Here is a 26,211-nt window from a genome sequence, read left to right as displayed (position 1 = left end):
CACATGGTGCGCTCGATCGCCTGAAAGGTCGGGCTGGCGGGCCGTCATCGCGCCGCGACCGGCCCGCATCCCGCGCGTCGTCACGTGCAACGCGCCGACGCCGATATCTGCCCTGCACCGCGCTCCAACGCAAAAAGGCCGGGCCCGTGCAATACCGGGCCCGGCCTTTCATCACGCTGGCTTCAATCCCTTTCCGACTTCAACGAATTGCGCACCCGTTCCGCCGCGCTGGGCCTCCGCCGGTCACGCGTCGTCGAGCGTCGTTACCGCAACGGTCCTCGGCAAACGCACGGTGAAGCGGCTGCCCTGCCCCGGCGTCGACGTCACGTCGACCGATCCGCCGTGGCGCTCGATCACCGCCTTCACGAACGGGAGCCCGAGGCCGACCCCGCGGCTGGCGTCACGATACGTGCCGTCAACCTGGAAGAACGGTTCGAACAGCCTCGGCATCGCGTCGGCCGGGATGCCGCACCCCTGATCCTGCACGGCCACCGACACCTGCCGGTCGTCGGCGTCGATCCAGACGTCGACGGCCGTCTCCTCGGCCGAGTACTTGATCGCGTTGTCGAGCAGGTTGGTCAGTGCGCGCAACAGCATGTCGCGATTGCCGAGCACGAACACGTCGTCGCCGTCGTAATGCGGCCCCTCGACGCGGATTCGCTTACCGTTCGCGCTGTGCCAGATCTGATCGACCGCTTCCGCCGCCAGATCGTTCGCCGACACCGGCACATACGCACGCGTATCGAGGTGTTCGGCGCGCGACAACTGCGTGAAATCCTGCGCGACGCGCAGGCTGTAGTCGACGAGCTTGTGCAGGTCCGCCAGGAAATCCTCGTCGGTCGCGCCGTCGGCCTCGTTGCGCGCCTCGAGCAGCGACAGCACCGTCGAAAGCGGGTTGCGCAGGTCGTGCGCCATGTGCCGCAGCGTCAGCCGGTCGTTTTCGACCGCCGCCTTGATGTTGTGGATATCGACGAGACAGATCATGCTCGCCGTCGAACTGTGCCGGTCGCCATCGCCAAACGGCGTCACCATCATCATCTGCGTGCGCCCGTTCAGCACCAGCTCGGCCGAGTGGATCTTGCCGGTCGCCTTCGCGGTCAGCACTTCGCCGCGCGCGATCGCCAGCACGCGCCCTGCGGCCGCATCGCCGTCCGCGTCGAGCGTCTGCAGCATCGCCCGTCCGCGCGCGTTGCACATCAACAGCTTGCCGTGCTGTTCGACGAAGATGGGATAAGGCAGCGTTTCAATCATGTCGACATAGGCCGTCTGCCACGCGCGAATGCTCTGCATCGCAATCTCGACTTCGTCCGTCGTCGGCATCGCGGCATCGACGCCTGCCGCGTGCGGCAAGCCGATGAACGCGTGCTGGCCGGCAAGCCCGCGCAGCATCCCGTATTCGTTCAACAGGAATGTCCGCACGCTGCCGGCGCGCCGCCAGCCGCACACCGCGAAAATCAATACGCATACGGCAAGCAACGGCCCGAGCGGCGTCCAGCATGACCAACGCACGAGCAGCACCAGTTCGACGGCGACGAACATCGCCAGCCCCCCGATCGCGAATGCGTACATGCGCCAGCCCGGCACCAGCATGCAGATCAGCAGCATCCCCGTCGCGACCGCGATGCTGACGACAACCTGCACCGCCACCGGCTCGCGCCACAGGATGTGGCCGTCGAGCAGCGCCTGCGTCACCATCGCGTCGACTTCGACGCGCCGCAGCCGTCCGCCTTCCAAAGTCGACAGGTCGTACACGCCGGAAAGATCCGACATCGTGTCGCCGATGAACACGATGCGGCCGCGCCACGCCGACTCCGGGATGCGCCCCTTCAGCACGTCGACATACGAATAGCGGTCGAGGTCGAAGCGGGCCGGCAGGAACAGCGCGAGCGAGTGAGCTGCAACGCGCCCCATCTTGGATACGTGATCCTGCACCTGGAGACGCACGTCGCCGGCCGGCAGCGATGCGCCCGCAACGCGAATCGCCTGCAGCGCGACGTGCGGGAATTCGTCGTCCGAATTGTCCGCCCGCACGTACGGCACGATGCCTTGCACCAGATGATCGCTGCCGAGCACGACGCTGCGCTGGCCGACGGCCGCCGCCGCGCCGCGCAACTGCCGCGCGGGCAGCAGCACGGTGTCGGCACGCGTGGCCTCCGGCGACACGTGGGCAGGCAGCACGACGCGCCCTTGTCGCGTGATCGCGGCCGCGAGCGCATCGTCGCCGGGCGTCGAGCCGAACATCGTCATGTCGAGCACGACGCTCGATGCGTCGCCGAGACGATCGAGCACCTGCGCATGGGACGTGCGTGCATAGCTCGCCCCGCCGCCCAGTTCGGCGATCGTTTTCTTGTCGATCGAGACGACAACGACATCGTCGCGCGCGCCGTAATCGACGCGGGTCGCGACCAGATTCCAGTACAACCGGTCGATCGGCGACAGCAGCATCTCGGCGGCAGGCGTACAGCTGAGCGCCGCCAGCAACGCAACGCCGGCGGTGAACAGCCACGCAGTGGGCCGCACGGACGTCACACCTCGCCAGACACGATTGGGCCAGTCAGACATGGGATGGCATTCCTGTTTATTGTTTTATTCGCCCGAGTTCGCTGCGTCCGCGCATGCCCTGACTGGGCGTGGCAAATCGGCTGCTTTCTTCGTCGCGCGCTCGATCCCGCCACGCTACTCCGGTTCGGGTCGGCTCGGGGCCTCAAGATGCAACCGCACCGGATTCGGCCGCCGGTTGCCAGGCCGCCATGTTGCTCGAATAGTCTTGATCGGTGTCAGGTGGCAAGCTGAATTAACCCTTGTCCCAATAAAAATGATCCATTTTTAGGACTTGTCCTATGCGAGTTTCAGTACTTGTCCTAGAGGACTTCGTTCAGCGTGTTGGCGATGACCGCAATCATTTCGTTGCGCTGCGCGATTCCATTGTCTCGTCCATGGGGATCCTTTCTCAGAAGCTGGACGGACCGCGAAATCTGCCTCTGCGCTCCGTGCAGCCGGACCGCGGGCCCCCTTGCCGGTTCGCGTCGATACGGTGCAGATGCAGCGCGCCCGCATTTTGCAGCAGAACGGGCGCAGTCGCATCTCGTCGACGCGTGAGGTACCGTACGACGAGGGGCGAACATTTATCATCGCGTCCGATGAAATTGTGTTGACAGCCGGTTCGAACACGCTACAATAACGGTCTTCGCATCGCAGTAAGCGAAACGTGCCCAGGTGGCGGAATTGGTAGACGCACTAGGTTCAGGTCCTAGCGGTGGCAACATCGTGGAGGTTCGAGTCCTCTCCTGGGCACCAACTGTTTTTTGAAAAGGTCGGCTTCTAGCCGGCCTTTTTTCATTTTCGGCGCCGGATTGAACCGCGCGCTTGAGGCGGCGTCTGCTCAGCTCCGACTTCACGACGCATCGGCGATGCGTTGCCGCCCTCGCCCAACGTCCGGGCCAAGTCATCAAATAATTTTGCTCGCAACCCGTTGACAGATCCTTCAGACGCGCTATAATTTCGCTTCTTTGCAGCAGGCAACTACTGCAAAACGTGCCCAGGTGGCGGAATTGGTAGACGCACTAGGTTCAGGTCCTAGCGGTGGCAACATCGTGGAGGTTCGAGTCCTCTCCTGGGCACCATCTGTTTTTGAAAAGGTCGGCTTCTAGCCGGCCTTTTTTCATTTCAGCTTCCGCAAGCGCGATATCGCGTTCACATCGCGACTCACCCGCCCCTCCCCATTGCGCGCGCCGGGCGTACCGCATCTCCTCCCTCGTCATCTTCGCGCAAGGACAAACCTCGTCGGCCTTTGCGACGAACGCCCACGCGTCATTGACGCCAAGCAAACGATTCGCCGCAATCGCGCTGAAACGGTGCGCTGAGCAGGAGCGCGAGGTCGGCCAGCAGCCCAATTCTGCGCCTCGTCGCAACCCGCAACCACGCACGATGAAAACCTGCCACGCCCCCAAACCCCCGCCCCGCCTGCCTCTCCGACCGAGGCCGGGATTTCCCTAGGCTGACATGCCGTCGCTCACGCGGTTAAATAAATCAACGTGATTTATTTAATGCGTCGACAGACGACGCGCCCATGGAAGGAGACGCCATGAGAAGCCCGCACATCGGCCAGGGAAGCAACTCGGCCAACGTGCGCCGTTACAACGAGCGCCTGCTGTTGAAGACGCTGCGCCGGGCGGGCAGCGCGTCAAAGGCCGACCTTGCGCGTCTCGCGAGCATGACGGGCACGGCGGTCGGCAGCATCATCGCGTCGCTCGCCGACGCGAAGCTGATCGAATTCGCCGGCCGCACCGAGGGCCAGCGCGGCCAGCCGGCCTCGCTGATCCGTCTCGATCCGCGCGGTGCGTTCGGCATCGGCGTCCATCTCGACCGGATGCGCATCGAGACGGCGCTCGTCAATTTCGCGGGCGACGTGCTCGGCCGCCGCTCGCACGACACGCTGCTTCCCCCGCCCGCCGACGTGCTCGACATCGTGCGGCGCGACATCGATGCGATGCAGGATCTGCTCCCCGCGCATGACCGCGCACGCCTCACGGGCGTCGGCGTCGCGCAGCCGTACAACCTCGGCGCGTGGATGCGCGAGCTCGGCCTCGCACCCGACACGTTCCGCGCATGGGAAGACGTCGATTTCGCGAGCGATCTCGGGCGCATGCTGTCGCTGCCCGTGTTCGGCGAAAACGACGGTAACGCCGCCGCGATCGCCGAGCTGTTCTACGGGTACGGCCGACAGTGCGACGACTTCGTCTACCTGTTCATCGGCCCCGCGATCGGCGGCGGCATCGCGGTCGACGGCGACTGCCTGCGCGGCGTGACCGGCAATGCCGGCGACATCGCCGTGATTCCCGTGCCGCCGAGCCGGCTGGCGTCCGCACCGCCGCCGCGCGGCCCGTGGGACATCCTGCTCGCCCGCGCGTCGCTGCATGCGCTCGTGCGCCACCTGCGCCATCACGGCGAGACGGTCGAGAATCGCGCCGACCTCGAGGCCTGCATCGCGCGCGGCCTGCCGGCGGTCGACGAGTGGATCGACGACTGCGTCGACGCGCTCGCACCGGCATTGCGCGCGGTGCTGTGCGTCGTCGATGCGCCGGTGGTGGTGCTCGACGCCGATACCGACGCCGGCCTGCTCGACGCGGTGACGACCCGCCTGCGCGCGGCCCTCGTCGCCACCGCGCCCGAAGCGCGCGGCACGCCGACGCTCGTGCGCGGCACGTTCGGCGCCGACGCCGGCGCGATCGGCGCCGCGACGCTGCCGATGTTCTTCAACTTCTCCCCGCGGGCCGGCATCCTCAAGGGCGCCCGCACCGAATCGCAGGAGGTCAACCATGTCGCGTTCTGAGTCGTCCCGGCCGCTGCTCGAGATGCGCCGGATCAGCAAGACGTTCCCGGCCGTGCGCGCGCTCGACAACGTCAGCCTGACCGTCTATCCGGGCGAAATCCATTCGCTGATGGGCGAGAACGGCGCAGGCAAGTCGACGCTGATGAAGATCCTGTCCGGTGCGTACCGCGCCGACGCCGGCGGCGAGATCCTGATCGACGGCGAGCGCATCGACGTCGACGGCCCGCTCGCCGCGCGCGATGCGGGCGTCGCAGTGATCTACCAGGAGCTGTGCCTCGCGCCGAACCTGACCGTCGCGGAAAACATCTACGTCGGCCGCGAACTGCGGCGCGGCAACCGGCGCTGGGGCACCATCGACCGCGCGGCGATGGCGCGCGGCTGCGAGGACGTGCTCGCCCGCCTCGGTGCGCCGTTCGGTCCGGACACGCTGGTCGGCACGCTGTCGATCGCCGAGCAGCAGCTCGTCGAGATCGCGCGCGCCGTGCACACCCGCGCGCGCATCCTCGTGATGGACGAACCGACGACGCCGCTGTCGTCGCGCGAGACCGAGCATCTGTTCGGCCTGATCCGCCAGCTGCGCGAGGAAGGTCTCGCGATCATCTACATCAGCCACCGGATGGCGGAAATCTATGAACTGTCCGACCGCGTGTCGGTGCTGCGCGACGGCTCGTACGTCGGCACGCTCGAGCGCGAATCGCTGTCGGCCGAGCGGCTCGTCGCGATGATGGTGGGCCGCGACATCTCCGGGTTCTACAAGAAGGAACATGCGCCGTACGACCCCGGCCATCTGCTGCTGTCGGTGCGCGACATCGCCGACGCCGAGCGCGTGCGCGGCTGCAGCCTCGACCTGCATGCCGGCGAGGTGCTCGGCATCGCCGGGCTCGTCGGCGCGGGCCGCACCGAACTGGCGCGGCTGATCTTCGGCGCGGAACCGCGCACGCGCGGCGACGTGAAGCTCGGCGACCGCGCGTTCGGCGCGCACTCGCCGCGCGATGCGATCGACGCCGGCCTCGTCTACCTGACGGAAGACCGCAAGCGCCAGGGCCTGTTCCTCGACATGAGCGTACGCGACAACATCAATATCTCCGTGTGCAACCGCGATGCGCGGCTCGGCGCGCTCGATCTCGCACGCGGTGCGCAACGTGCACGCGACGCGATCAGCTCGCTGTCGATCCGCGTGCCGAACGCCAACGTCAACGTCGGCGCGCTGTCGGGCGGCAACCAGCAGAAAGTACTGCTGTCGCGCCTGCTCGAAACGAAGCCGCGCGTGCTGATTCTCGACGAACCGACGCGCGGCGTCGACATCGGCGCGAAATCCGAGATCTACCGGATCATCAACGAACTGGCCCGCGCGGGCGTCGGCGTAATCGTGATCTCGAGCGAACTGCCGGAAATCATCGGTGTCGCCGATCGCGTGCTCGTGATGCGCGAAGGCGAGATCGCCGGCGAACTCGGCGGCCACACGCACACGCCCATCACGCAGGAAGCGATCATCGCGCTCGCGACCGGCTCGCAGGCCGAACTCGCCGACGCGCACTGACCACGGCCCCTTCATTTCCTTCTTCATTCAAGGTACCGAAATGATCAACCCGACCAAGCAGCGGAACCTCGCTTCCGCGACGGCCCATCCGGTGGCCACCCGTACGCCGCTGATGCGCGGCGCCGATCATCGCGCACGCATGCAGTCGCTGATGCGCACCGCCGGCATGCTGCCGGTGCTGCTGGTTCTGTGCATCGGCTTCGGATTCCTGACCGACGGCTTCTTCACGCTGCAGAACCTGTCGATCGTCACGCAGCAGGCATCGATCAACATCGTGCTCGCGGCCGGCATGACCTTCGTGATCCTGACGGGCGGCATCGACCTGTCGGTCGGCTCGGTACTCGCTGCGTCGGCCGTCGCCGCGCTGCTCGCGTCGACCATCCCCGGCTGGGGCTGGCTGGGGGTGCCGATCGCGCTCGCCGTCGGCCTCGTGTTCGGCGCGATCAACGGCGGCCTGATCTCGTTCCTGCGCCTGCCGCCGTTCATCGTCACGCTCGGCGCGATGACGGCCGTGCGCGGGGTCGCCCGGCTGATCGGCAACGACACGACGATCTTCAACCCGCAACTGCCGTTCGCGTTCATCGGCAACGGCACGATCCTCGGCGTGCCGTGGCTCGTCGTGATCGCCTGCGCGGTGATCGCGCTGTCGTGGTTCATCCTGCGCCGCACGGTGCTCGGCATGCGGATCTATTCGGTCGGCGGCAATCCGGAAGCCGCGCGGCTGTCGGGCATCAACGTGCGGGCGATCCAGCTGTTCGTCTATGCGGCGTCGGGCCTGCTCGCCGGTCTCGGCGCGGTGATGTCGTCCGCGCGGCTCTATGCGGCCAACGGCCTGCAGCTCGGCCAATCGTACGAACTCGACGCGATTGCCGCGGTGATCCTCGGCGGCACGAGCTTCGTCGGCGGCGTCGGCTCGATCGTCGGCACGCTGATCGGCGCGCTGATCATCGCGGTACTGACCAACGGCCTCGTGCTGCTCGGCGTGTCGGACATCTGGCAGTACATCATCAAGGGGCTCGTGATCATCGGCGCGGTCGCGCTCGACCGATATCGCCAGCGCGACTCGGCCCGCACCTGACACGCAGTCCTCACCATTAACCATCAGGGCGCAGGCAGGTCCTCCTGCGCCCGTCCGCCAACGGACCTTCCGGAGACACAACGACATGTTCAAGCACAAAGCCGCCCTGACCGCCGTCGCCTGCACGCTCGCATTCGGCACTGCCGCCGCCCACGCAGCCGACAAGCCTCTGAAATCGATCGGCGTCACGGTCGGATCGCTCGGCAATCCGTACTTCGTCACGATCGTGAAAGGCGCCGAAGCGCGCGCGAAACAGCTGAACCCGAACGCGAAAGTAACCGCGGTGTCGGCCGACTACGACCTGAACAAGCAGTTCACGCAGATCGACAACTTCATCTCCGCACACGTCGACATGATCCTGCTCAACGCGACCGATCCGAAGGCGATCGAGCCGGCGGTGAAGAAGGCGCAGGCGGCCGGCATCACGGTCGTCGCGGTGGACGTCGCGGCAGCCGGCGCGAACGCGACCGTGCAGACCAACAACGTGAAGGCCGGCGAGCTGGCGTGCGACTATCTCGCGAAGAAGCTCAACGGCAAGGGTAACGTGATCATCGAGAACGGCCCGCAGGTGTCGGCCGTGATCGATCGCGTGAACGGCTGCAAGGCGGTGCTCGCGAAGAATCCGGGCATCAAGCTGCTGTCGAGCGACCAGGACGGCAAGGGCTCGCGCGAAGGCGGGATGAACTCGATGCAGGGCTACCTGACGCGCTTTCCGAAGCTCGACGGCGTGTTCACGATCAACGACCCGCAGGCGATCGGCAGCGATCTCGCGGCGAAACAGCTGAACCGCCCGAACATCGTGATCACGTCGGTCGACGGCGCGCCCGACATCGAGGTGGCGCTCAAGTCCAACACGCTCGTGCAGGCATCGTCGAGCCAGGATCCGTGGGCGATGGCGCAGCAGGCCGTCAACGTCGGCTACGGCATCATGAACGGCCAGAAGCCGGCCAATCCGATGATCCTGATCGAGCCGACGCTCGTCACGCGCGACAACGTGAAGGGCTACAAGGGCTGGACCAGCCCGCGCTGATCGCGCTGCGCGACCCGCGACCGCGGGCGGCGCCGGGCCGCGTTGCCGCGTGCGACGCGCGCCCTGCCCGTCCGTCCACCTCAACCGCCGCACCGCCGCGCGACACGCCGCGGCACGAGATTTCGACATGACGACGACGTTCCCACGCCTGATCGTATTCGGCGAAGCGCTGACCGATTTCATCCGCGACGACGCGCAGCACTGGCGCAGCGTCGCCGGCGGCTCGTGCTGGAACGTCGCGCGCGTCGGCGCGCGGCTCGGCGTGCCGACCGCGTTCGCCGGCACGGTCAGCCGCGATATCTTCGGCGACGAACTGATGCGCCGCAGCGCCGATGCGGGGCTCGACCTGCGCTTCATCCGACAGGTCGATTGCCCGCCGCTGCTCGCGATGGTCGTGTCGAAACAGCCGCCCGACTATTTCTTCATCGGCGAGAACAGCGCCGACCTCGCGTTCGATCCGGCCGACCTGCCCGCTGGCGCGCTCGACGCGGCCGAGATCGTGCACGTGGGCTCGCTCGGCGTCGTGCGCGAGCCGCTCGCGCCGCGCCTGATCGAAGTCGTGCGGGCTGCCCGCGCAGCCGGCAAGCGGATCTCGTTCGATCCGAACTATCGCGCGCCGATGGCCGCGCCGTCGTATCGCGACACGCTGCGCACGCTGGCCGGTCTCGCCGACTGGATCAAGGTATCCGATGAGGACTTGCGCGGCCTGTTTCCCGAACTCGACGAAGCCGCCGCGCTCGCGCAATTGCGCGCCTGGGCGCCCGACGCGACCGTGCTCGTCACGCGCGGCGCGGCCGGCATGCAGCTCCTGCACCGCGACACCGCGCTGTTCCAGCCGGCGTTCGCGACCGAGGTCGCCGACACCGTCGGCTGCGGCGACGCCAGCATCGGCGGCTGGCTCGCCAGCCAGCTCATGCATCCCGGCGCATCGGCCGCCGACCACCTGCGCTACGCGGCAGCCTGCGCGGCGGTCGCCTGCGCGCATGCGGGCGCGTATGCGCCGACGGCTGCCGAAGTCGCCGACGTCATCGCCAGCCGCGCGAGCGCCGAACCGGCCGACGCCGCGCTATCGCACTAGGCGGCACCGAAACGCCAACCGGCGCGCGTGCCTGGCAGGCTTACGCGCCGGCCTTCCCGGCATGGCCGCGCGCCTGCAGCAGTTGCAGGCTCTCGTCGACGCTCAGCTCCGACATCGCCGCGTCACGCAGCGTGTCGTCGGTCGCGCGACTGAGCGCATGCAGCGCGTGCTCCTTGAGCCGCACGATCGCGAACTGCAGCCCGCGTGCCGCGCATTCGGCCGCGAACGTGCGCAACGACTCGATCGTCGTGCCGTCGACGTCCGGCGTTTCCTCGAGACTCAGCATCACGGTATGCGTATCGGGCGCGGCCTTCAGCAGCGCGCGCACGCGATTGAGCATCCGGTCGGCGTTCGCGAAGAACAGCTGAGCTTCGGGCCGCACGATCAGCACACCGGGTATCGGCTTCGCATCGGCGTGATTCGCGACGTCGACGAAGTCGTGCCCGTCGCGCAGCCGGCCGAGCACGCTGACGTTCGGCTCCGACAACTTGCGCAGCGTCAGCAGCAGGCTCACGCCGATTGCCGCGAGCAGCCCGTGCAGCACGCCGAGCACGAGCACGGCGAGCAGCGCGGCGGCCACGACGAGGCGATCGCGATGCCAGACCCAGTACGGCCGGAACACCGACGGATGCAGCGAATGGCTGACCGCGAAGATCACGATCGCCGCGAGCACGGGCTCCGGCGTGCGCGCGAGCTGCGGCAGCAGCAGCCACACGATCAGCGCGACTACGCCGGCGGCCCACAGGCTCGACAAACGCGATTGCGCGCCGGCCGCCTCGTTCGCCGCTGTCGCCGAATAGCCGGCGCCGACCGGCATCCCGTGCAGCAGCCCCGACACGAGGTTCGCGCAGCCGAGCGCGACGAGGTCGCGGTTCGGCGACACGCTGTCGCCGTGCTTCAGCGCGAAGTTGCGGATCGATCCGTACGACTCCGCGTACAGGATCAGCATCAGCGCGAAAGCAAGCTCGACCGTCTGCATCCATGCGTTGCGGTCGAGTTGCGGCAGCCCGAATGCGAGGTGCTGGAAATCGATATGACCGACGATCGCGATCCCGTAGCGCTGCCAGTCGACCATATAGCCGGCCGCGATCGACAGCACGATCACGACGAGCGTGGCCGGCACCCGCTTGCTGCGCCCGAGCACGAACAGCAGCGCAAGCGCGCTCCCGCCGAGCGCGACGCTCGCGAGGTTCGCACGCGGCGCACCGGCGACGAGGTCGAGCGCAACATGCGGCGCATCGCTGTGCTGCACGGAAATCGCGAGGATCTTCGGCAGTTGCTTGAGGACGATCGTCAGCGCGAGTCCGAACGTGAACCCGCGCAGCACCGGCCGCGCGATGAAATCCGACATGCCGCCGAGCCGTGCCGCGCCCGCCAGGATGAACAGCACGCCGGTCATCGCGACGAGTGCGGCCGCCAGCGCGAGTTGCGCGGCGAGCGCCATCCCCGATTCGGCCAGCACGGTCGCCGCGAGCACGGCCGCCGACGACGACGTCGACGACACGATCGCAAAGCGGCTGCTGCCGGTCAGCGCATACACCACGAGCCCCGACAGCAGCGCGATCAGACCGGCCTGCGGCGGCAGGTTGGCGAGCCCCGCATACGCGACCGCCTCCGGAATCAGCAGCCCGGCGATCGACAGACCGGCCAGCGCGTCAAGGCCGATGCGCCGCGTGGGCCGCGGCGTTGCCGCATCGAGCGCGGCGAAATGCTCGGGATGCTGCGGGCCGGCATCCGGACGGGGCGAGGCGGTCGTCATGAGGCGGTAGGCGTCGTGCGCGTGTCAGGGTTTGGCGGCGATGACACCCGACCAGCCGGGCAGATAGCGCGCGTCCTGGTCGTGTGCGCGGCGCAGCGAGAGGTCCAGCGCCTTCGAAAAGTTCTTGCGGATCTGGTCGAGCGTCACGTGCTGGCGCAGGTAGTCGGCCCACAGGAATTCGCTGAACGGCGTCGCATCCTTCGCATAGCCGCCCGCCGTGCGCAGTTCGCCGGCGAGGCTCCGGTACGGATCGTCCTCGAGCCCCGTCAGCACCTTCGGCAGATTCGCGTAGTCGCGACGCGAGCCGTCCGGCCCGAACGGATGCACCCACTGGTTGTGCTCCATCATCCGCCAGAAGATCGTGTCCTCGAGCCACGACAGATCCTTCAGCAGCATCGCGTTCACGCGCGTCTGCCCTTCCTCGATCAGCGCGAGGCCGAGATGGTGATGATCGGTGATGTAGTAAAGGCCGCCCGGGCCGAGGACGGCCGGAAACCAGTGCGAGTCGATCGCGGCCTTGCGCGCACGCTTGTCGAGCGCTTTCCAGTGCCTGCGCTTCGCTTTCACTTCGCGATAGCCGACCGTCATTTGCGTCGGACGCAAGGCGTCGAGCCGCACGGGAATGAGATGAACGTCGTTGCCGAGTGCCATGGTCGTACCCCATGTTGGGAATTTCCGGCAACGATACTCCTGATCGTGCGAACTGCTAATCCCTCGCGACGAGGATAAGCCTGCGCTTGACCTTGGCCAACAAACCGGCGTCGCCATCGCACCGCATCGCGTCACCGCGTCATGCTCGCAGGTCGTCGCGCTCGAGACGATGCCGCACGTACGGAATCCCGTCCTCCACGACGCCCACGCGCCGCATCCCGAGCTTGCGTGCGACGTTCAGCGAGCCCGTGTTCGCCTCCGCGATATCGGCGATCACGCGCGGCAGCCGCACGGTGTCGAACGCATGACGCACGACGGCCGCGGCGGCCTCGCACGCGATGCCGCGGCCCCACGCCGCGCGCACGAGCCGCCAGCCGATCTCGACGTCGCGCGCGCCGTTCGCATAGTCGGGAATCAGCAGGATCCAGCCGATGAACGTGTCGGGCGCGGCCTTCTCAAAGATCGACCAGTAGCCGAGGCCCGGCGGATAGTCGCGCGTGATCCGGTGCGTGACGAAGCGGCGATGTTCGTCCGGGTCGTGCCACGGGCCCGCGATGTAGCGCGTGACCTCCGGATCGCGATCCATCTCGATGCTCGCGTCGAGATCGGCCAGCACGCGCGGGCGCAGCCACAACCGCTCGGTCTCGAGCACAGGCAATGCGGCCACGGAAGGTTCGGTCATCGGGACTCCTGATTCGAGGGCGATGCGCGTCGTGCGCATCACGCATTACATCACTGCTACAAAAAGCCTTCCGGAATAATACAGACGCCTGACGCTTGTCTCGCACGCCATCGTTTCCGCTTGCTCAACAGATCATTTCGTAGGGATTATTCCCGATTCACGGTTATCGCGCGCCACATCGGACGGCGTCGCCGCCTACACTCGACCCATGCCCCCGCGCCGCGCGCCAGCCGGGCCGGCATCCGCCATCAGATCGTGAGCGCAAGAAGCCCAACGAGGAGATCTCGGACATGAGCTGGACCCGCGAACAACGCAACGTCACGATCGCCGCCTACCTCGGGTGGACGCTCGACGCGTTCGATTTTTTCCTGATGGTCTTCGTGCTGAAGGACATCGCCGCCGAATTCGCGTCGACGATCCCCGCCGTCGCGTTCGCGCTCACGCTGACGCTCGCGATGCGCCCGATCGGTGCGCTGATCTTCGGCCGGCTCGCCGACCGCTTCGGCCGCCGCCCGACGCTGATGGTCAACATCGCGTGCTATTCGCTGTTCGAACTCGCGTCGGGCTTCGCGCCGAGCCTGACCGCGTTGCTGGTGCTGCGCGCGCTGTTCGGCATCGCGATGGGCGGCGAATGGGGCGTCGGCTCCGCGCTGACGATGGAAACCGTGCCGACCCATGCGCGCGGCTTCGTGTCGGGCTTGCTGCAGGCCGGTTATCCGAGCGGCTATCTGCTCGCGTCCGTCGTGTTCGGCCTGCTCTACCAATACATCGGCTGGCGCGGAATGTTCATGGTCGGCGTGCTGCCCGCGCTGCTCGTGCTGTACGTGCGCGCGCACGTGCCCGAGTCGCCGGCCTGGAAGCAGATGGAAAAACGTCAGCGGCCGAGCCTCGGCGCGACGCTGCAGCAGAACTGGAAGCTCACGATCTACGCGATCGTGCTGATGACCGCTTTCAACTTCTTCTCGCACGGCACGCAGGATCTCTACCCGACCTTCCTGCGCGAACAGCATCACTTCGATCCGCACACCGTGTCGTGGATCACGATCGTGCTGAACCTCGGTGCGATCGTCGGCGGCCTGTCGTTCGGCGCGATCTCGGAGCGGATCGGCCGCCGGCGCGCGATCTTCATCGCGGCGCTGATCGCGCTGCCTGTGCTGCCGCTGTGGGCGTTCTCGAGCGGCCCGGTCGCGCTCGCCGCCGGCGCGTTCCTGATGCAGATCTCGGTGCAGGGTGCGTGGGGCGTGATTCCCGTCCACCTGAACGAGATCTCGCCCGACGAGATCCGCGCGACCTTCCCCGGCGTCGTCTATCAACTTGGCAACCTGCTCGCGTCGGGTAACGCGACGATGCAGGCATCGCTCGCGGTTTCGCAAGGCAATAACTACAGTTTTGCGCTCGCGCTCGCGCTCGTCGCCGGAACCGTCGCCGTCGTGATCGCCGTGCTGATCATCTTCAGCCGCGAACGCCGCGGCATCGACATGACGCAATCGGTCAATACGCGTACCACCGTCGGCTGAGCCCGCGCGTTGCCGCATTGCATCATCGCGTGCGCCCCGTCCCGCCGGGGCCGCATGCGATGTATCCCGCAACCGCACATCGAACTAGAGGAATTTGTCCAGATTCCCTGCTTGCCCGCGCCGCCTGCGTTTTTTTATCTTAATAAAAACGGCTGTTTGAATTACATAATCAAATCACCTGTTCGCGGCCGCGCGACCGGCATAGGGAGGCGGGACATGGCAGTAACTCAGGAGGGGCGATTGTCCGCGGGACGGCCGTCCGGGACGCGGGCACCCGGCAATCGGCAGGCCGGCGGCACGAAGGCGCGCATCCTCGATGCGGCCGAGGACCTGTTCATCGAGCATGGCTTCGAAGCGATGTCGATGCGGCAGATCACGTCGCGCGCGGCCGTGAACCTCGCCGCGGTCAACTACCACTTCGGCAGCAAGGAAGCGTTGATCCACGCGATGCTGTCGCGTCGGCTCGACCAGCTCAACCAGGAGCGCCTCGGCATCCTCGACCGCTTCGATGCGCAGCTCGGTGCCCACATCACCAGCGAGCACGTGCTCGGCGCGATGTTCATTCCGGCGCTGAAGGCGTCGCGCGACCCCGATCGCGGCGGCCCCGCGTTCCTTCGACTGATCGGCCGCGCGTACACCGACCCGTCGCCGTTCGTGCGCAACTTCCTGACCGCGCACTATGCGAGCGTCGCGGGCCGCTTCTTCGATGCGTTCCAGCGCGCGCTGCCGCATCTGCCGCGCACGGAGCTCGGCTGGCGGCTGCACTTCGCGATCGGCGCGCTGTCCGGTGCGCTCGCCGGCGCCGAAACCGAAAGCCTGATCGACGAATTCTCGCAACGCCGCACGATGAACGACGTGCAGATGATCGCGCGGCTGTCGTCGCTGATCGTCGCCGCGCTGAAGGCGCCGATGCCCGACAGCACGCAGTTGTCGATCTTCGCGGCCGTGCTCGACGATGCGGGCGCGAGCGAAGCATTCGGGCTGTCGCCGGGTACGGCCGCGGCCGACACGGCGACCGCCCATTCGGCGAGCTGATTGCGTCACGCCGCGCAGGCGGCGATTCACGATTTGGGCGGCCCGGGCCGGCGTTGATGCGCGGGCCCGGGCCGTACGAATGTCATGCGGCGGGAGCCAAGGCTGGCCGGCTTTCGTCGACGAAAAGCATGAGACGGGCGCAACGCGCCAAAGCGCCGACGCTCGTCCACCGCACAGCATTGGAGACACATCATGTCCTCGTCCGCAGCAACCGCAACGACCCAGCTCCCGCCGAACAGCGACGGCGTCTGGTACGCGTCGTATCCGCCCGGCGTGCCGCACGAGATCGACGTCACGCAATACACGTCGCTCGTGCAGTTCTTCGACGAATGCACGACGCGCTTCGCCGAGCGGGTCGCGTACGTGAGCGCAGGCGCATCGATGACTTACCGCACGCTCGCGCAGAAAGTCGACGCGTTCGCGTCGTATCTGCAAAGCATGGGCGTAAAGCCGGGCGACCGCGTCGCGATCATGCTGCCGAACACGTTCCAGTACCCGGTCGCGCTGTTCGGCACGCTGAAGGCCGGCGCGATCGTCGTCAACGTCAATCCGCTCTATACCGCGCGCGAACTCGCGCACCAATTGAAGGACAGCGGCGCGCAGACGATCGTCGTGTTCGAGAACTTCGCGCGCACGCTGCAGGAAGCGCTGCCGGAAACGCAGGTGAAGAACATCGTCGTCACCGCGCTCGGCGACCTGCTCGCCGACGGTTTCAATGCGAAGGGACGCCTGATCAACTTCGTGCTGAAGCACGTGAAGAAGCTGGTGCCTGACTACAGCCTGCCGCAGGCGATCCGGCTGCGCTCCGCCCTCGCGCTCGGCGCACGCGGCAAACCGCAGCCGGTGCCGACGACGCGCGACGATCTCGCGTTCCTGCAATACACCGGCGGCACGACCGGCGTCGCGAAAGGCGCGATGCTCACGCACGGCAACCTGATCGCGAATCTGCTGCAGGCCAAGGCGTGGATCGCCGATCAGGTGTCGGGCGACGTCGAGACCGTGCTGACGCCGCTGCCGCTCTATCACATCTATTCGCTGACGGTGAACGCGTTCATCTTCATGGGGCTCGGCGGGCGCAACATCCTGATCGCGAACCCGCGCGACATGAAGATGGTGATGAAGATCATCCGCAACGAAACGTTTACCGGGATCACCGGCATCAACACGCTCTACAACGCGTTCCTCGACAACGAGGAATTCCGCAAGCGCGACTTCTCGCAGCTCAAGCTCGCGATGGCGGGCGGGATGGCGATGCAGCGCGCGGTCGCGGAGCGCTTCCAGCAGGTCACGGGCCGGCCGGTCGTCGAAGGCTACGGGCTCACCGAATGCTCGCCGATCGTCACGATGAATCCTGTGAACCTGAACGACATGGGCGAATTCAGCGGCTCCATCGGCCTGCCCGCGCCGTCGACGCTCGTGCGCTTTCGCCGCGAGGACGGCACCTGGGCCGCCGTCGGCGAGCCCGGCGAGCTGTGCGTGCACGGGCCGCAGGTGATGCGCGGCTACTGGCAGCGGCCCGACGAGACCGCGAAGGTGATCGACGCCGACGGCTGGCTCGCCACCGGCGACATCGGCGTGATGGACGAGCGCGGCTTCATCCGCCTCATCGACCGCAAGAAGGACATGATCCTCGTGTCGGGCTTCAACGTGTATCCGAACGAGATCGAGGAAGTGCTGGTGATGCATCCGGGCATCAGCGAAGCCGCGGCCATCGGTATCCCGGACGAAGTCCAGGGCGAACGGATCAAGGTCTTCGTCGTGCGCCGCGACCCGACGCTGACCGTCGACGACGTGCTCGCGCACTGCCGCAAGAACCTGACCGGCTACAAGATGCCGAAGTTCGTCGAGTTCCGCGACGCGCTGCCGCAGACCAACGTCGGCAAGATCCTGCGCCGCGCGCTGCGCGACGAGGAGCTCGCCAGGATCAAGGCAGCGAAACAAGGCTGAACGACGCATCGCTCCGGGAGACACTGTCGATGAACGAAGGAAACAAGCGCCGCGCGACGCGTGCTACGCATGCCGCCGCCGCGGTCGCCTGCATGCTGTTGCTCGCGCAGCCGGGCCTGCATGCGCAGGAAACGGCCGATGCCGCGAGCGCGACCCAGGCGGCCGCGCTGCCGGCGGAGCTGGCGAAGGTCACGCACGAGCCGCCCGCGCAGCAGGCGCGCTGGCTGCGCATGGCCGCCCAGCGCGGCACGCTCGCCCAACTCGACGATGCGACGCTGACGACGCTGTTCAAGGCGCTCGATCCGCTCGCCGTGCCGCTCTATATCCGCAACGGTCCCAACGGTTATCCGTCGTACCAGTTCACGATGGTGCGGCAGGAGCGCATCAGCGGGAAATGGTCCGACACGCCCGATCGCATGCTCGTGAAGACCACCCGCGAGCCGCTGCGGGTCTATGCGAAATGGCTGCCGGGCGGCGCGCATGCGGGCCAGGAGACGATCTACGACACGACCCAGCGCAAGGACGAGATGTACGGCCATCTCGGCGGCCTGCTCGGCAAGATTCCGTTGTGGACGGCGCTCGACGGCGCACTCGCACGCGCGCAGTCGAATCACCAGGTGAAGGATCTCGGCACCGAGTTCATCACGAACCTGTACCTGACCGAAGGGAAGAAATACCAGGAAGCCGGCGTGCAGCGGCCGACGCAGGTGGAAGCGAAGACGATCGGCGGGGTGCGCGTCGTCGCGCTCACTTACGAGACGCCGACCGGCCGGCCGCAGTTTTACGCGAAGAAGGAAACGCTCGGGCTCGACCTGCACGCGCCCTACTTCCGCACCGTCGAATCGTATGACAACGACGGCAGGATCTTCGAGCGGATCATCATCGAGAAGATCGCGCCGGCCACGCTCGACGAATCCGCGTTCGACCCGAAAAACCCGGATTACGCGTTCTGAGCGCCGACGGCGCGCCGCAGGTCGCGCTCAGTCGTCGTCATCGTCGTGATGATGCTTGTGCCAATGCTTGTAATAGTGCTTGCGCCATTTCCGGAAACGGTCGTCGTCCTCGTCGCCGTCGTAACCGTATCCGTAGCCCGGATACGCGACCACCGCCGGCTGCGGCGCCACATAGACCGGCGCCGGCTCGACATAGACCGGCGCGACCGGCACGCCGACGCCCACCGACAGGTCGACGTGCGCCATTGCACTGGCGGAAGCGAGCAGCGCCACGCTCCCGATCGATACCGCCCATCCCCTCTTGTTCATGTTTCCGTTCCCTGATCCGCCGGCCTGCCCGGCACGCGCGATGAAGATAAGCCGGCTGCGCCGGGCCAGGTGCTACGCCGCTGCGAGAGTCGTAACGCGACGTAACGAAACGGCATTAGCCATTTGGCCGAATCGCGAAAACGCGCTGGAACGTCTATAGTGGGTTACGGTTCGACACAATCACGAGCGCGCGCTGCTGGAACGAACAGGGTAAAATCCCGCCAAACACCTGGTGGGCGACCACGCCATCCACACGCACAACATATTCTCTGACGCAGGCTCCTGCCGCACCTCAATGGCCAATCCCGCAGAATCCCATCCGCAAAACGACTTCATCAATTCGGCGCGCAAGGAACGTAAGCGTGTTGAAATCTATCTCGTCAACGGCATTCGTCTGACGGGGTGTATCGAGTCGTTCGACCAGTACCTGGTGATGCTGCGCACCCCCGTGGGTCTGCAAGGCATCTACAAGCGTGCGATTTCCACGATCCAGCTCGATACGGGCGGCTCGCGCCCGGGCGGCGGCGGCCCCCGCGGCCCGCGCACCGGCGGTCGGCCGGGCGGCCGCGAAGGCGGCGGTCACAGCCCGTACGGCTCGCACGGCGGCTCCCGCGAATCGCGCGGCGACGGCGGCTACGGCTCGCGCGAGCCGCGTGAAGGCTACGGCTCCCGTGAACCGCGCGAAGGCTATGGCTCCCGCGAACCGCGCGAGGGTTATGGCGCGCCCCGCGAAGGTTACGGCGCGCCGCGCGAGCCGCGTGAAGGCTACAGCGCGCCGCGCGACGCCGGCGATGCATCGGGCAACACGTCGCCGTCCGATACCCGCGGCGGCAACGGGCCGGTGATCGTCACGCGCCGCCGGCGAATCGTGCCGGACGGCCAGTAAGACAAAAGGGCAAGCCAACCGGCTTGCCCTTTTTCCTGGTGAGCCGGCGCGGCATGTCGCCGCACCGGCCGTACCGCGACCGCTCAGTGTGCGGTCGCCGGCAAGCCCGCGTTGGCCTCGCGCTGCAGCGAACGCACCTGCTGCTGCAATGCACGCAGCTGCGACTGAAGCTCCGCCTGTTGCGCCTGCAGCGCCGCCGTTTCATTGCGGACGCTCTTCTGGCGATCCACGACCGCAGCCTGCTGCTCGCGTGCGATGGAGATGTCGGCCTGCAGACGCCGCGCCCGCTCCTGCGTGAGCGCGATCTGCCGGTCCGTCTGGGCCTTCTGCGATTCCAGCTTCGCCGCACGCAATTCGTTGACGGCCAGCCGTTCCGCCTGATGCGAGAAATCGCGATAGATCGCTTCCGCCCGCGTTTCGTCGTAACTCTTGATCACGCGCCAGAACGCCTTCTGCTGGAACAGCGCGACGAAATAGGCACCGTCCTTCACGCTGAACAGCAGGCTCGCGCCGTAGCTGCCGTTATAGCTCGTGCGCATTTCCGTCAGCGAATGCGCCTGGATCTGGCGCTGCAGCTCGTCAACCGTGCTCGGCCCGGTCGTCTCGCCCGCCTGCGGCTGCACCGACGTTTGCACCTGCTGATCCAGCACCGGAATCGCCGCCACCGGCGCCGATGCCTGCTGTACGGCCGGCGCTCCATTGCCTGCCAGCCCCTGCGCGTACGCGCCCTGCACGCCTCCCATCATCGCGAGCAACACACACGCCCGCGCCAACCCCGTCATATGGCTCATGAATTTTTATTCCCCGCCCGTATCGTTGTAATGCAGCGCGATTTTATCTCATTAATTATTCGCTTTCGCGGGTCTCGGGCTCTTCGTCGAATATCTGATATTTACGCATCTTTTCCCACAACACCTTGCGGCTGATGCCGAGCTGCAGCGCCGTATCCTGGCGCCGCCAGCCGTTTGCGTCGAGCGCCGCGATCACCCGGCTGCGCTCGTTCATGTCCCACTTGCTTCGGTCGACGAAGACTTCCGCCGCGCTTTCCACCGGCACCGGCTGCGCCGAGTTGCGCGCATGGGCGACCAGCCGCTGCAGCCGCGCCGCGTCCCAGCCGCCCGTCTGCCGCACCGTCACGCCGACGCGCTCCGCGAGGTTGCGCAGTTCGCGCACGTTACCGGGGAAATAGCTGTCAGCCACCGCATCCGCGAGCCAGTAAGGCAGATCGGACAGCTGCGCGAGCCGCTCGTCGCCCACCACTTCCGCGACGAACGACTTGAACAGCGCGATCTTGTCGACCGCGCCCCGCTCTTCCAGCGACGGAATGCTCAGCTCGATCACCGCGAGCCGATAGTAAAGATCCGCGCGGAACAGGCCGTCCTTCACGAGCTGCGGCAGCTTCTTGTTGCTGGCCGCGACCAGACGAAAATCGACCTTGATCGGCGACGTCGCGCCGACCCGCAGCACGGCGCCGTCCTCGAGCACGCGCAACAGCTTGACCTGCTGGTACAACGGCAGGTCACCGACTTCGTCGAGGAACAGCGTGCCGCCCGCCGCCTGTTCGAAATAGCCTTTATGCGCGACAACCGCGCCGGTGAACGAACCTTTCGCATGCCCGAAGAACAGCGATTCGAACAGGCCGTCGGGGATCGCGCCGCAGTTGACCGGCACGAATTCGCCGTTGCGATAGCGCGAATGCTTCTGGTGGAGCAATTGCGCGATGCGCTCCTTGCCGACGCCGGTTTCGCCGTGCAGCAGCACGTTGGTGTCGCAGTCGGCGAACGTGTCGACTTCGTGCAGCAGCGCCTGCATCGACTCCGAGTGCGCGACGAGTTCGGACGGCTGCAGCGTTTCGGCCGCGTGCGCGCGCAGCTGCGTGACGAGCTTGCCGATCATCCCGCGCAGTTCGGCGCAGGTGAAGTCGAGCGGCAGAATGTGCGAATAGTCGGGCGGATACTGCGATGCGTCGTGGTCGCGCGCCGCACCGACCCAGACGACCGGCATGCCGATGTTGGCTTGCCAGTCGCGCAGGAACGCCGCGCCGGTTTCGATCATCGTCACGCTGATGATCGCGAGCGATGGCCGCAATGCGGCGCGCTCCGGCGAGATTTCCGCATTGTCGGCGCGGATCACTTCGACGTCGAAGCTCGCCATGCAGCGGGCAACGCGGTCGACAATGTCCGCCTTGCCTTCCCAGACGTACAGATCGAGTTCTGCGATTGCGGGCGTGTTTCTCATCGGGTGGTCTTGCTTCTCTAATTACTGACAGTTTGCGCAGCGCCGCAGGTCAGCGACATCTGATGTACCGTGGCGGCACCGAGCTGGACGCCAAGCAGATCGAGCAGTGGATCGATGATACCGTCCAGCGCGCTCAACAGCGGGCTCAAAACACCGGTCAGGACCCCTAGCAGTTTCGGAACAAAATCCGCTGTGATCGGGACGGTGACGAATCCGAACAGCAGCTCCACTTTCGGTGTGATCGTGGCCGAGCTCAGACCCGCCAATGCATTGCTCACGGCCGAACCCAGCGCATTCGTGTTGGTGGTCCAGTAGTAGGACGGATCGCTTCCGCCGCGTCCGTAAAACGTATTGGTCGCCGTGTTGCCGGCCAGAGCCACCGACACGTTGGAGACGGTCGCGGACACCTCGACCGCGCCCGCCAGTACCTGCACGTCTAGCACCTTGGCGGGCGTCGAGCAGCTGTAGGTCGCCGGCAGGTTGAGCAGGTTGCCGCTGAGCGGCGGCTGGCCGATACATAGATTCGCGACGCTCGGTTGCGCGCTGATCGTGGCCGAATTCGGCGAGGTCCGGCAATTGGTCGACAACAGCGTTGCGCTGCCCGCGCCGAGTTGCACGTAAAGCGGCAGATACACGTTCGCGGACGCCACGACCGGCAGCGGATTCACACCGAGGTCGACGAGGAGATAGACGCCGATCTGCGCATTCGTCGCGACCGTGCGCCACGCGCCGGTCGCGTCCTTCCCGCCTTCGCCCACCGCGATGGTCGGCGGACTGATGACCTGCACCTGCAACTGCGCGATCGATACGGAAGTACCGTTCGGCAGCGCAAGCGGCACATTCGCGCCGATTACGACGCCCGGCTTGCCGCTCTGCGAGATCTGCGCCATCGCCATCACGAGATCGAGCACGTTCACGGTCGCGTCGGCCGCCGCCTCCGCATTCGCGAGGCCGAGCGTGAGCAGCGACGTGGCACCCTGTCCGGTCAGGCGCGCGACGTTGATGCTGGTATTGCTGAGCAGGCTCAGGTTGAGGATGTTGTTCAGTGCGCCGGTAGCACTCGACTGCAGAGCGGTGCCGAGGGTGGTGGTCTTCCCGACTGCCGCCACCGTCGCCTTGAGCAGCGTGCCGACCGATGCCTGCGCATTCACCAGCCCGCCCATCGTCCCGTTGCCCACCGACAGCGACTGCAGTGCGACGGCGATATCACCCAGCTTGACGTTCGCGCAGGCAAGGCCCTGATAGGACGCAAGATTGAGCGTCAGCGGCGTACCGCCCTGGCCTTGCAGCAGCGCGCCCAGCAGCGCATTCACCAGACCGGGATTGCCGGTCGGCACACCCGAGCAGCCGACTCCACCGACGGCGGCCAGCGTCGCGCCGATCGAGAACGTGTCGATGTTGGTCGCCTTTGCGGTCGACGTGGCGATCACGGTACGCGTCGGTCCGAAGAAGAAATACGGCATCGACTTGGAAATCGTGACCCGGACCGCATTCAGCTGGGTGAGCATGGGAACCGATGTCTTCGACGAATAGAAACTGCTCGACGTCCCGGTGGCCGTCGGTGCCCAATAGCCGCAATCGGCCGACAGGGTCGTGGTGCCGCCGACGGAAAAGCCGTTCGTCGATGCGTTGCTCGTGGCCACGCTCGTCACGTTCGCACACGCATCGTCCAGCCGCTGGACCGCCGCCAGCGCCGCGAGATCGGCGACGCGCTGCATGTCGCGGCGGGCCAGGAAGACGTTGCCGATGTCGACCGAACCGAGAATGACCATCGCCAGCAGTATCCATACGGACGCCATGACGACGACCGCGCCGCGCTGTCGCCGCGGCGCGGCGCGCCCCCGTCCGGTCACTCGATTCGATGAATGGCGAGCCGCGATCATTACCGTCCCGCTCAATACGATTGCATGGAATGCTGTCCGCCGGCCCCGCCGCTGCCGTTCGCGTTGACCGGCGACCCCATCGACTCCGGAATCTTGTGCTTGAACGAATCGAGATAGCGCTGGTAACTGAGCGACGCGGTATCGCCCAACATCGGCAACGCCGGTCCGGCCGCACGGTTGTCCCGCTGCAGCGCGAGTAGCGCGTCGGTCGCATGGCCGACTTCGGCCGCCGACGACATCGATTCCGCGCAATGTGCCGCAGTCGTCGCCCCCAGCAATGCAACCACTGTGATGCCGCGATGCAGCCATACATGGCTGCGCTTGAAACGTTTGTCGTTAGTCATGTCACTTCCCCCCGAATGCTTTGTCATTGTGCGAACCGTTGCAGCAGCGGCGCGGTGGGATCGAATCCCTGAATGTTTGCGACGGGCGACGGCCGCCGCGAGACATCGGCGCCCGACACGTCGACCACGCTGCCCGAGCCGGCCGGCGTCACCGTCGCGACCGAGGCCGGCGGCGGTGCCGCGCGGCGCCACGCACGCGCTGCCGCCGTGATTTTCATCGCGTCGCCGCGGATGTCGTTGCGCACGTCGGCCGACAGCTTCTGCTGTGCCATGAGCCGCTGCGCGTCGCGCGTACGGCCGGACGCGAGCAGGTACAGCACCAGGTTGCTGATGATCTTTGGATTGTTCTGGTCGAGTTCAGCCGCCTTCATCAGCGGGATGCGCGCACCGTCGATATCGCCGCCGCGCAATTTTGCGTAGGCGAGATCCGACAGCGTCGCGGCATCGGTCGGTGCCAGCACCGTCGCCTGCGCCAATGCCTGCGCGGCGCGCGGAAAATCGCCCGCCGCACCGGCGATCAGCCCCAGCCCGCGATACCCGCGCGCCGCCAGCGGCGTGTTGAGCAGTTGCGTATAGACAGCCGTGCTCGCGGCCGGCTGGTCGGTCATGCGCAACGCATCGGCGCGCAGAAGGATGGTCTGCGGTGACGCACCGTACTGCTTCTCGTACGCATCGATATGCGCGAGCGACGCGTAATACAGTCCTTGCGACTGGATCCGCTCGATCAGGCCCAGATACATGCCGGGCGTATCGGGTGCTGACTGTTTCTGGGCCGCGGCGTCCATCAATGCCGCACGCTCGGCTTGCGGGCCAACACCGTACCCGCTTTCCTTGAACGCCGAACACGCGCAGAGCAGGCCCGCCATCGCCACCATGCCGGCCACTTTCGCGACTTCATCGATGCGTTTCATTTTCCGTCCTTTCCCTTCCCTGCATCAGTGCTGCGCCTGGTTCAGCGCACGCAGCACCGAAATCATCCCCGGCCCGGCCGTCACGATCAGCAGCGCGGGCAGAAGCGTCACGATCATCACGCCCGTCATCTTCACCGTCAATCGACCGATGCGCTCGCGCAGCATCGCGCGACGGGCCTCGCGCAAGCGCTCGCCGAACTGCTTGAGCGGCTCCTGGACCGCGCCGCCATGCTTGTCGACCTGTATCAGCAATCGCACGATGGCGCGCAGATCCTCGTTTTCAAAGCCCGACGACAACCGCTGCAACGACTGCTCGCGTGTTCGCCCCGCCGCGAACTGCCGTTGGGCGATTTCCATTTCCGACGAGAGCACGGGCATCATGCCCTTGAAGTCGTTCGTGACGACCTGAATACTCTGGTCGAGCGACAGACCGACTCCTTGAAGCAGACGCAGCATGTCGACCAGCAGCGGCAACTCGTCGGTCACCGCTTGTCGACGTTTCGCGGCACGGCGCCGCAGGTAGAGCTTCGGCACCATGAATCCGACGATGAACGAAATACCCACGCCCAGCCACCACTGCGTGCCACTCACATGCGGCCCGACCACGCCGATGTATGCGAGTGGAATGACGATCGAGCAGGCGATCCGCGCACTCAGGAACAAGCCGCGCGTGCGCGTATCGACAAAACCGCATTGCTCGAGCAGCAGCCGATCCTCTTCGGCCACGACCAGCCGACCGATACCGGTATCCAGCCAGCGCATCCCGAACACCGACAGACGCGCCTGCATTTGCGCGAGTCGCGACGGCTGACCGGGTGCCTGCCGCGCGTCCGGCTCCTTCCGCAACGATTCGTCCGCGTCCTGGGCCGCCCGCCCGCTCGCGGCCGCCAGCGCTGCAAGCCGCCGCTCGAGTGCGTCGGTCAGTGTCCGGCCGCTGCGCGATTGCGCATTCGCGCTGCGGATCGCGAGCAGCGCCAGCAACAGGATGCCCAGCGCCCCAAGCACCAGTGCGAGCGAACCAAGTTGATTGGCTGTCAT

21 protein-coding genes and 2 tRNA genes are annotated in these 26,211 nt (G+C 66.5%); 12 read left to right on the top strand and 11 right to left on the bottom strand.

Translation table 11 applies throughout. The features are described from left to right. Nucleotides 1-243: 243 nt before the first annotated feature. Nucleotides 244-2,562 carry an ATP-binding protein gene (locus tag ABIC50_RS04945; protein WP_354161980.1) on the bottom strand — a complete coding sequence of 773 codons (2,319 nt, stop codon included), beginning with the start codon at nt 2,560-2,562 and terminating at the stop codon, nt 244-246. A gap of 648 nt (nt 2,563-3,210) precedes the next feature. Between ABIC50_RS04945 and ABIC50_RS04940 the strand changes: the two genes are divergently transcribed. The 7 genes from ABIC50_RS04940 (at nt 3,211) to ABIC50_RS04910 (ending at nt 10,058) form a co-directional block, all read left to right on the top strand. After that, a tRNA-Leu gene (locus ABIC50_RS04940) sits at nt 3,211-3,297 on the top strand. 239 nt (nt 3,298-3,536) lie between these two features. Beyond that, nucleotides 3,537-3,623 (top strand) — tRNA-Leu (locus ABIC50_RS04935). Between the two features lie 461 nt (nt 3,624-4,084). Beyond that, entirely contained in the window at nt 4,085-5,332 is a 1,248-nt protein-coding gene (locus ABIC50_RS04930; RefSeq protein ID WP_011656729.1) for an ROK family protein, read from the top strand. Next, on the top strand, nt 5,319-6,872 hold the full coding sequence (locus ABIC50_RS04925) for a sugar ABC transporter ATP-binding protein (RefSeq protein WP_354161977.1): 1,554 nt from the start codon (nt 5,319-5,321) through the stop codon (nt 6,870-6,872). The genes ABIC50_RS04930 and ABIC50_RS04925 overlap by 14 nt, the downstream gene beginning before the upstream one ends. A 40-nt stretch (nt 6,873-6,912) precedes the next feature. After that, the gene (locus tag ABIC50_RS04920; RefSeq protein WP_006751041.1) at nt 6,913-7,950 is read left to right on the top strand and encodes an ABC transporter permease subunit; all 1,038 of its coding nucleotides are present in this window, start codon (nt 6,913-6,915) and stop codon (nt 7,948-7,950) included. 85 nt (nt 7,951-8,035) lie between these two features. Beyond that, complete coding sequence (locus ABIC50_RS04915; RefSeq protein ID WP_175699900.1) at nt 8,036-8,980, top strand: ABC transporter substrate-binding protein; 945 nt, start codon at nt 8,036-8,038, stop codon at nt 8,978-8,980. A gap of 127 nt (nt 8,981-9,107) precedes the next feature. After that, on the top strand, nt 9,108-10,058 hold the full coding sequence (locus ABIC50_RS04910; RefSeq protein WP_175728411.1) for a carbohydrate kinase family protein: 951 nt from the start codon (nt 9,108-9,110) through the stop codon (nt 10,056-10,058). Nucleotides 10,059-10,098: 40 nt separating this feature from the next. Here ABIC50_RS04910 and ABIC50_RS04905 read toward each other — a convergent pair whose 3' ends face one another. The 3 genes from ABIC50_RS04905 to ABIC50_RS04895 form a co-directional block, all read right to left on the bottom strand. Then, a complete protein-coding gene (locus tag ABIC50_RS04905) occupies nt 10,099-11,817 on the bottom strand; it encodes a SulP family inorganic anion transporter (protein ID WP_354161975.1) in 1,719 nt (572 codons plus the stop codon). A 24-nt stretch (nt 11,818-11,841) separates the two neighbouring features. Next, nucleotides 11,842-12,468: a ParB-like protein gene (locus tag ABIC50_RS04900; protein WP_011656723.1), complete on the bottom strand. Its 627-nt coding sequence runs from the start codon at nt 12,466-12,468 to the stop codon at nt 11,842-11,844. A 139-nt stretch (nt 12,469-12,607) separates the two neighbouring features. Continuing rightward, entirely contained in the window at nt 12,608-13,150 is a 543-nt protein-coding gene (locus tag ABIC50_RS04895; RefSeq protein ID WP_105834299.1) for a GNAT family N-acetyltransferase, read from the bottom strand. Nucleotides 13,151-13,440: 290 nt separating this feature from the next. On the opposite strand from ABIC50_RS04895, the gene ABIC50_RS04890 reads away from it, so the two are divergent. From ABIC50_RS04890 to ABIC50_RS04875, 4 genes are all read left to right on the top strand, one after another. Continuing rightward, nucleotides 13,441-14,667 carry an MFS transporter gene (locus ABIC50_RS04890; RefSeq protein ID WP_354161972.1) on the top strand — a complete coding sequence of 409 codons (1,227 nt, stop codon included), beginning with the start codon at nt 13,441-13,443 and terminating at the stop codon, nt 14,665-14,667. Between the two features lie 216 nt (nt 14,668-14,883). Next, on the top strand, nt 14,884-15,702 hold the full coding sequence (locus tag ABIC50_RS04885) for a TetR/AcrR family transcriptional regulator (RefSeq protein ID WP_354161969.1): 819 nt from the start codon (nt 14,884-14,886) through the stop codon (nt 15,700-15,702). 192 nt (nt 15,703-15,894) lie between these two features. Then, nucleotides 15,895-17,649 (top strand): AMP-binding protein, encoded by a 1,755-nt coding sequence (locus ABIC50_RS04880; RefSeq protein WP_011656719.1) that lies wholly within the window; start codon nt 15,895-15,897, stop codon nt 17,647-17,649. Between the two features lie 29 nt (nt 17,650-17,678). Further along, complete coding sequence (locus ABIC50_RS04875; RefSeq protein WP_354161966.1) at nt 17,679-18,602, top strand: DUF1571 domain-containing protein; 924 nt, start codon at nt 17,679-17,681, stop codon at nt 18,600-18,602. A 27-nt stretch (nt 18,603-18,629) separates the two neighbouring features. Here ABIC50_RS04875 and ABIC50_RS04870 read toward each other — a convergent pair whose 3' ends face one another. Next, nucleotides 18,630-18,911, bottom strand: a complete 282-nt coding sequence (locus ABIC50_RS04870; protein ID WP_354161963.1) for a hypothetical protein — start codon at nt 18,909-18,911, stop codon at nt 18,630-18,632. Nucleotides 18,912-19,206: 295 nt separating this feature from the next. Between ABIC50_RS04870 and hfq the strand changes: the two genes are divergently transcribed. Beyond that, complete coding sequence (gene hfq, locus ABIC50_RS04865) at nt 19,207-19,797, top strand: RNA chaperone Hfq (protein WP_126228807.1); 591 nt, start codon at nt 19,207-19,209, stop codon at nt 19,795-19,797. A gap of 83 nt (nt 19,798-19,880) precedes the next feature. Here hfq and ABIC50_RS04860 read toward each other — a convergent pair whose 3' ends face one another. The 6 genes from ABIC50_RS04860 to ABIC50_RS04835 are packed head-to-tail and all read right to left on the bottom strand — an operon-like array spanning nt 19,881 to nt 26,211. Beyond that, nucleotides 19,881-20,588, bottom strand: a complete 708-nt coding sequence (locus ABIC50_RS04860; RefSeq protein WP_175697030.1) for a DUF2968 domain-containing protein — start codon at nt 20,586-20,588, stop codon at nt 19,881-19,883. Nucleotides 20,589-20,643: 55 nt separating this feature from the next. Then, complete coding sequence (locus ABIC50_RS04855) at nt 20,644-22,035, bottom strand: sigma 54-interacting transcriptional regulator (protein ID WP_011656714.1); 1,392 nt, start codon at nt 22,033-22,035, stop codon at nt 20,644-20,646. Between the two features lie 17 nt (nt 22,036-22,052). Further along, entirely contained in the window at nt 22,053-23,918 is a 1,866-nt protein-coding gene (locus tag ABIC50_RS04850) for a TadG family pilus assembly protein (protein ID WP_354161960.1), read from the bottom strand. Nucleotides 23,919-23,929: 11 nt separating this feature from the next. Beyond that, complete coding sequence (locus tag ABIC50_RS04845; RefSeq protein ID WP_126227640.1) at nt 23,930-24,262, bottom strand: DUF3613 domain-containing protein; 333 nt, start codon at nt 24,260-24,262, stop codon at nt 23,930-23,932. Between the two features lie 23 nt (nt 24,263-24,285). After that, nucleotides 24,286-25,173 (bottom strand): tetratricopeptide repeat protein, encoded by an 888-nt coding sequence (locus ABIC50_RS04840; protein ID WP_354161958.1) that lies wholly within the window; start codon nt 25,171-25,173, stop codon nt 24,286-24,288. A gap of 24 nt (nt 25,174-25,197) precedes the next feature. After that, nucleotides 25,198-26,211 carry a type II secretion system F family protein gene (locus tag ABIC50_RS04835; protein WP_175672053.1) on the bottom strand — a complete coding sequence of 338 codons (1,014 nt, stop codon included), beginning with the start codon at nt 26,209-26,211 and terminating at the stop codon, nt 25,198-25,200.

Origin of the sequence: Burkholderia sp. 567, assembly GCF_040545115.1 — a bacterium.
GTDB classification, from domain to species: domain Bacteria; phylum Pseudomonadota; class Gammaproteobacteria; order Burkholderiales; family Burkholderiaceae; genus Burkholderia; species Burkholderia ambifaria.
Note: the sequence above shows the minus strand (reverse complement) of the source record. Positions and strands in the feature narration are given on the sequence as shown.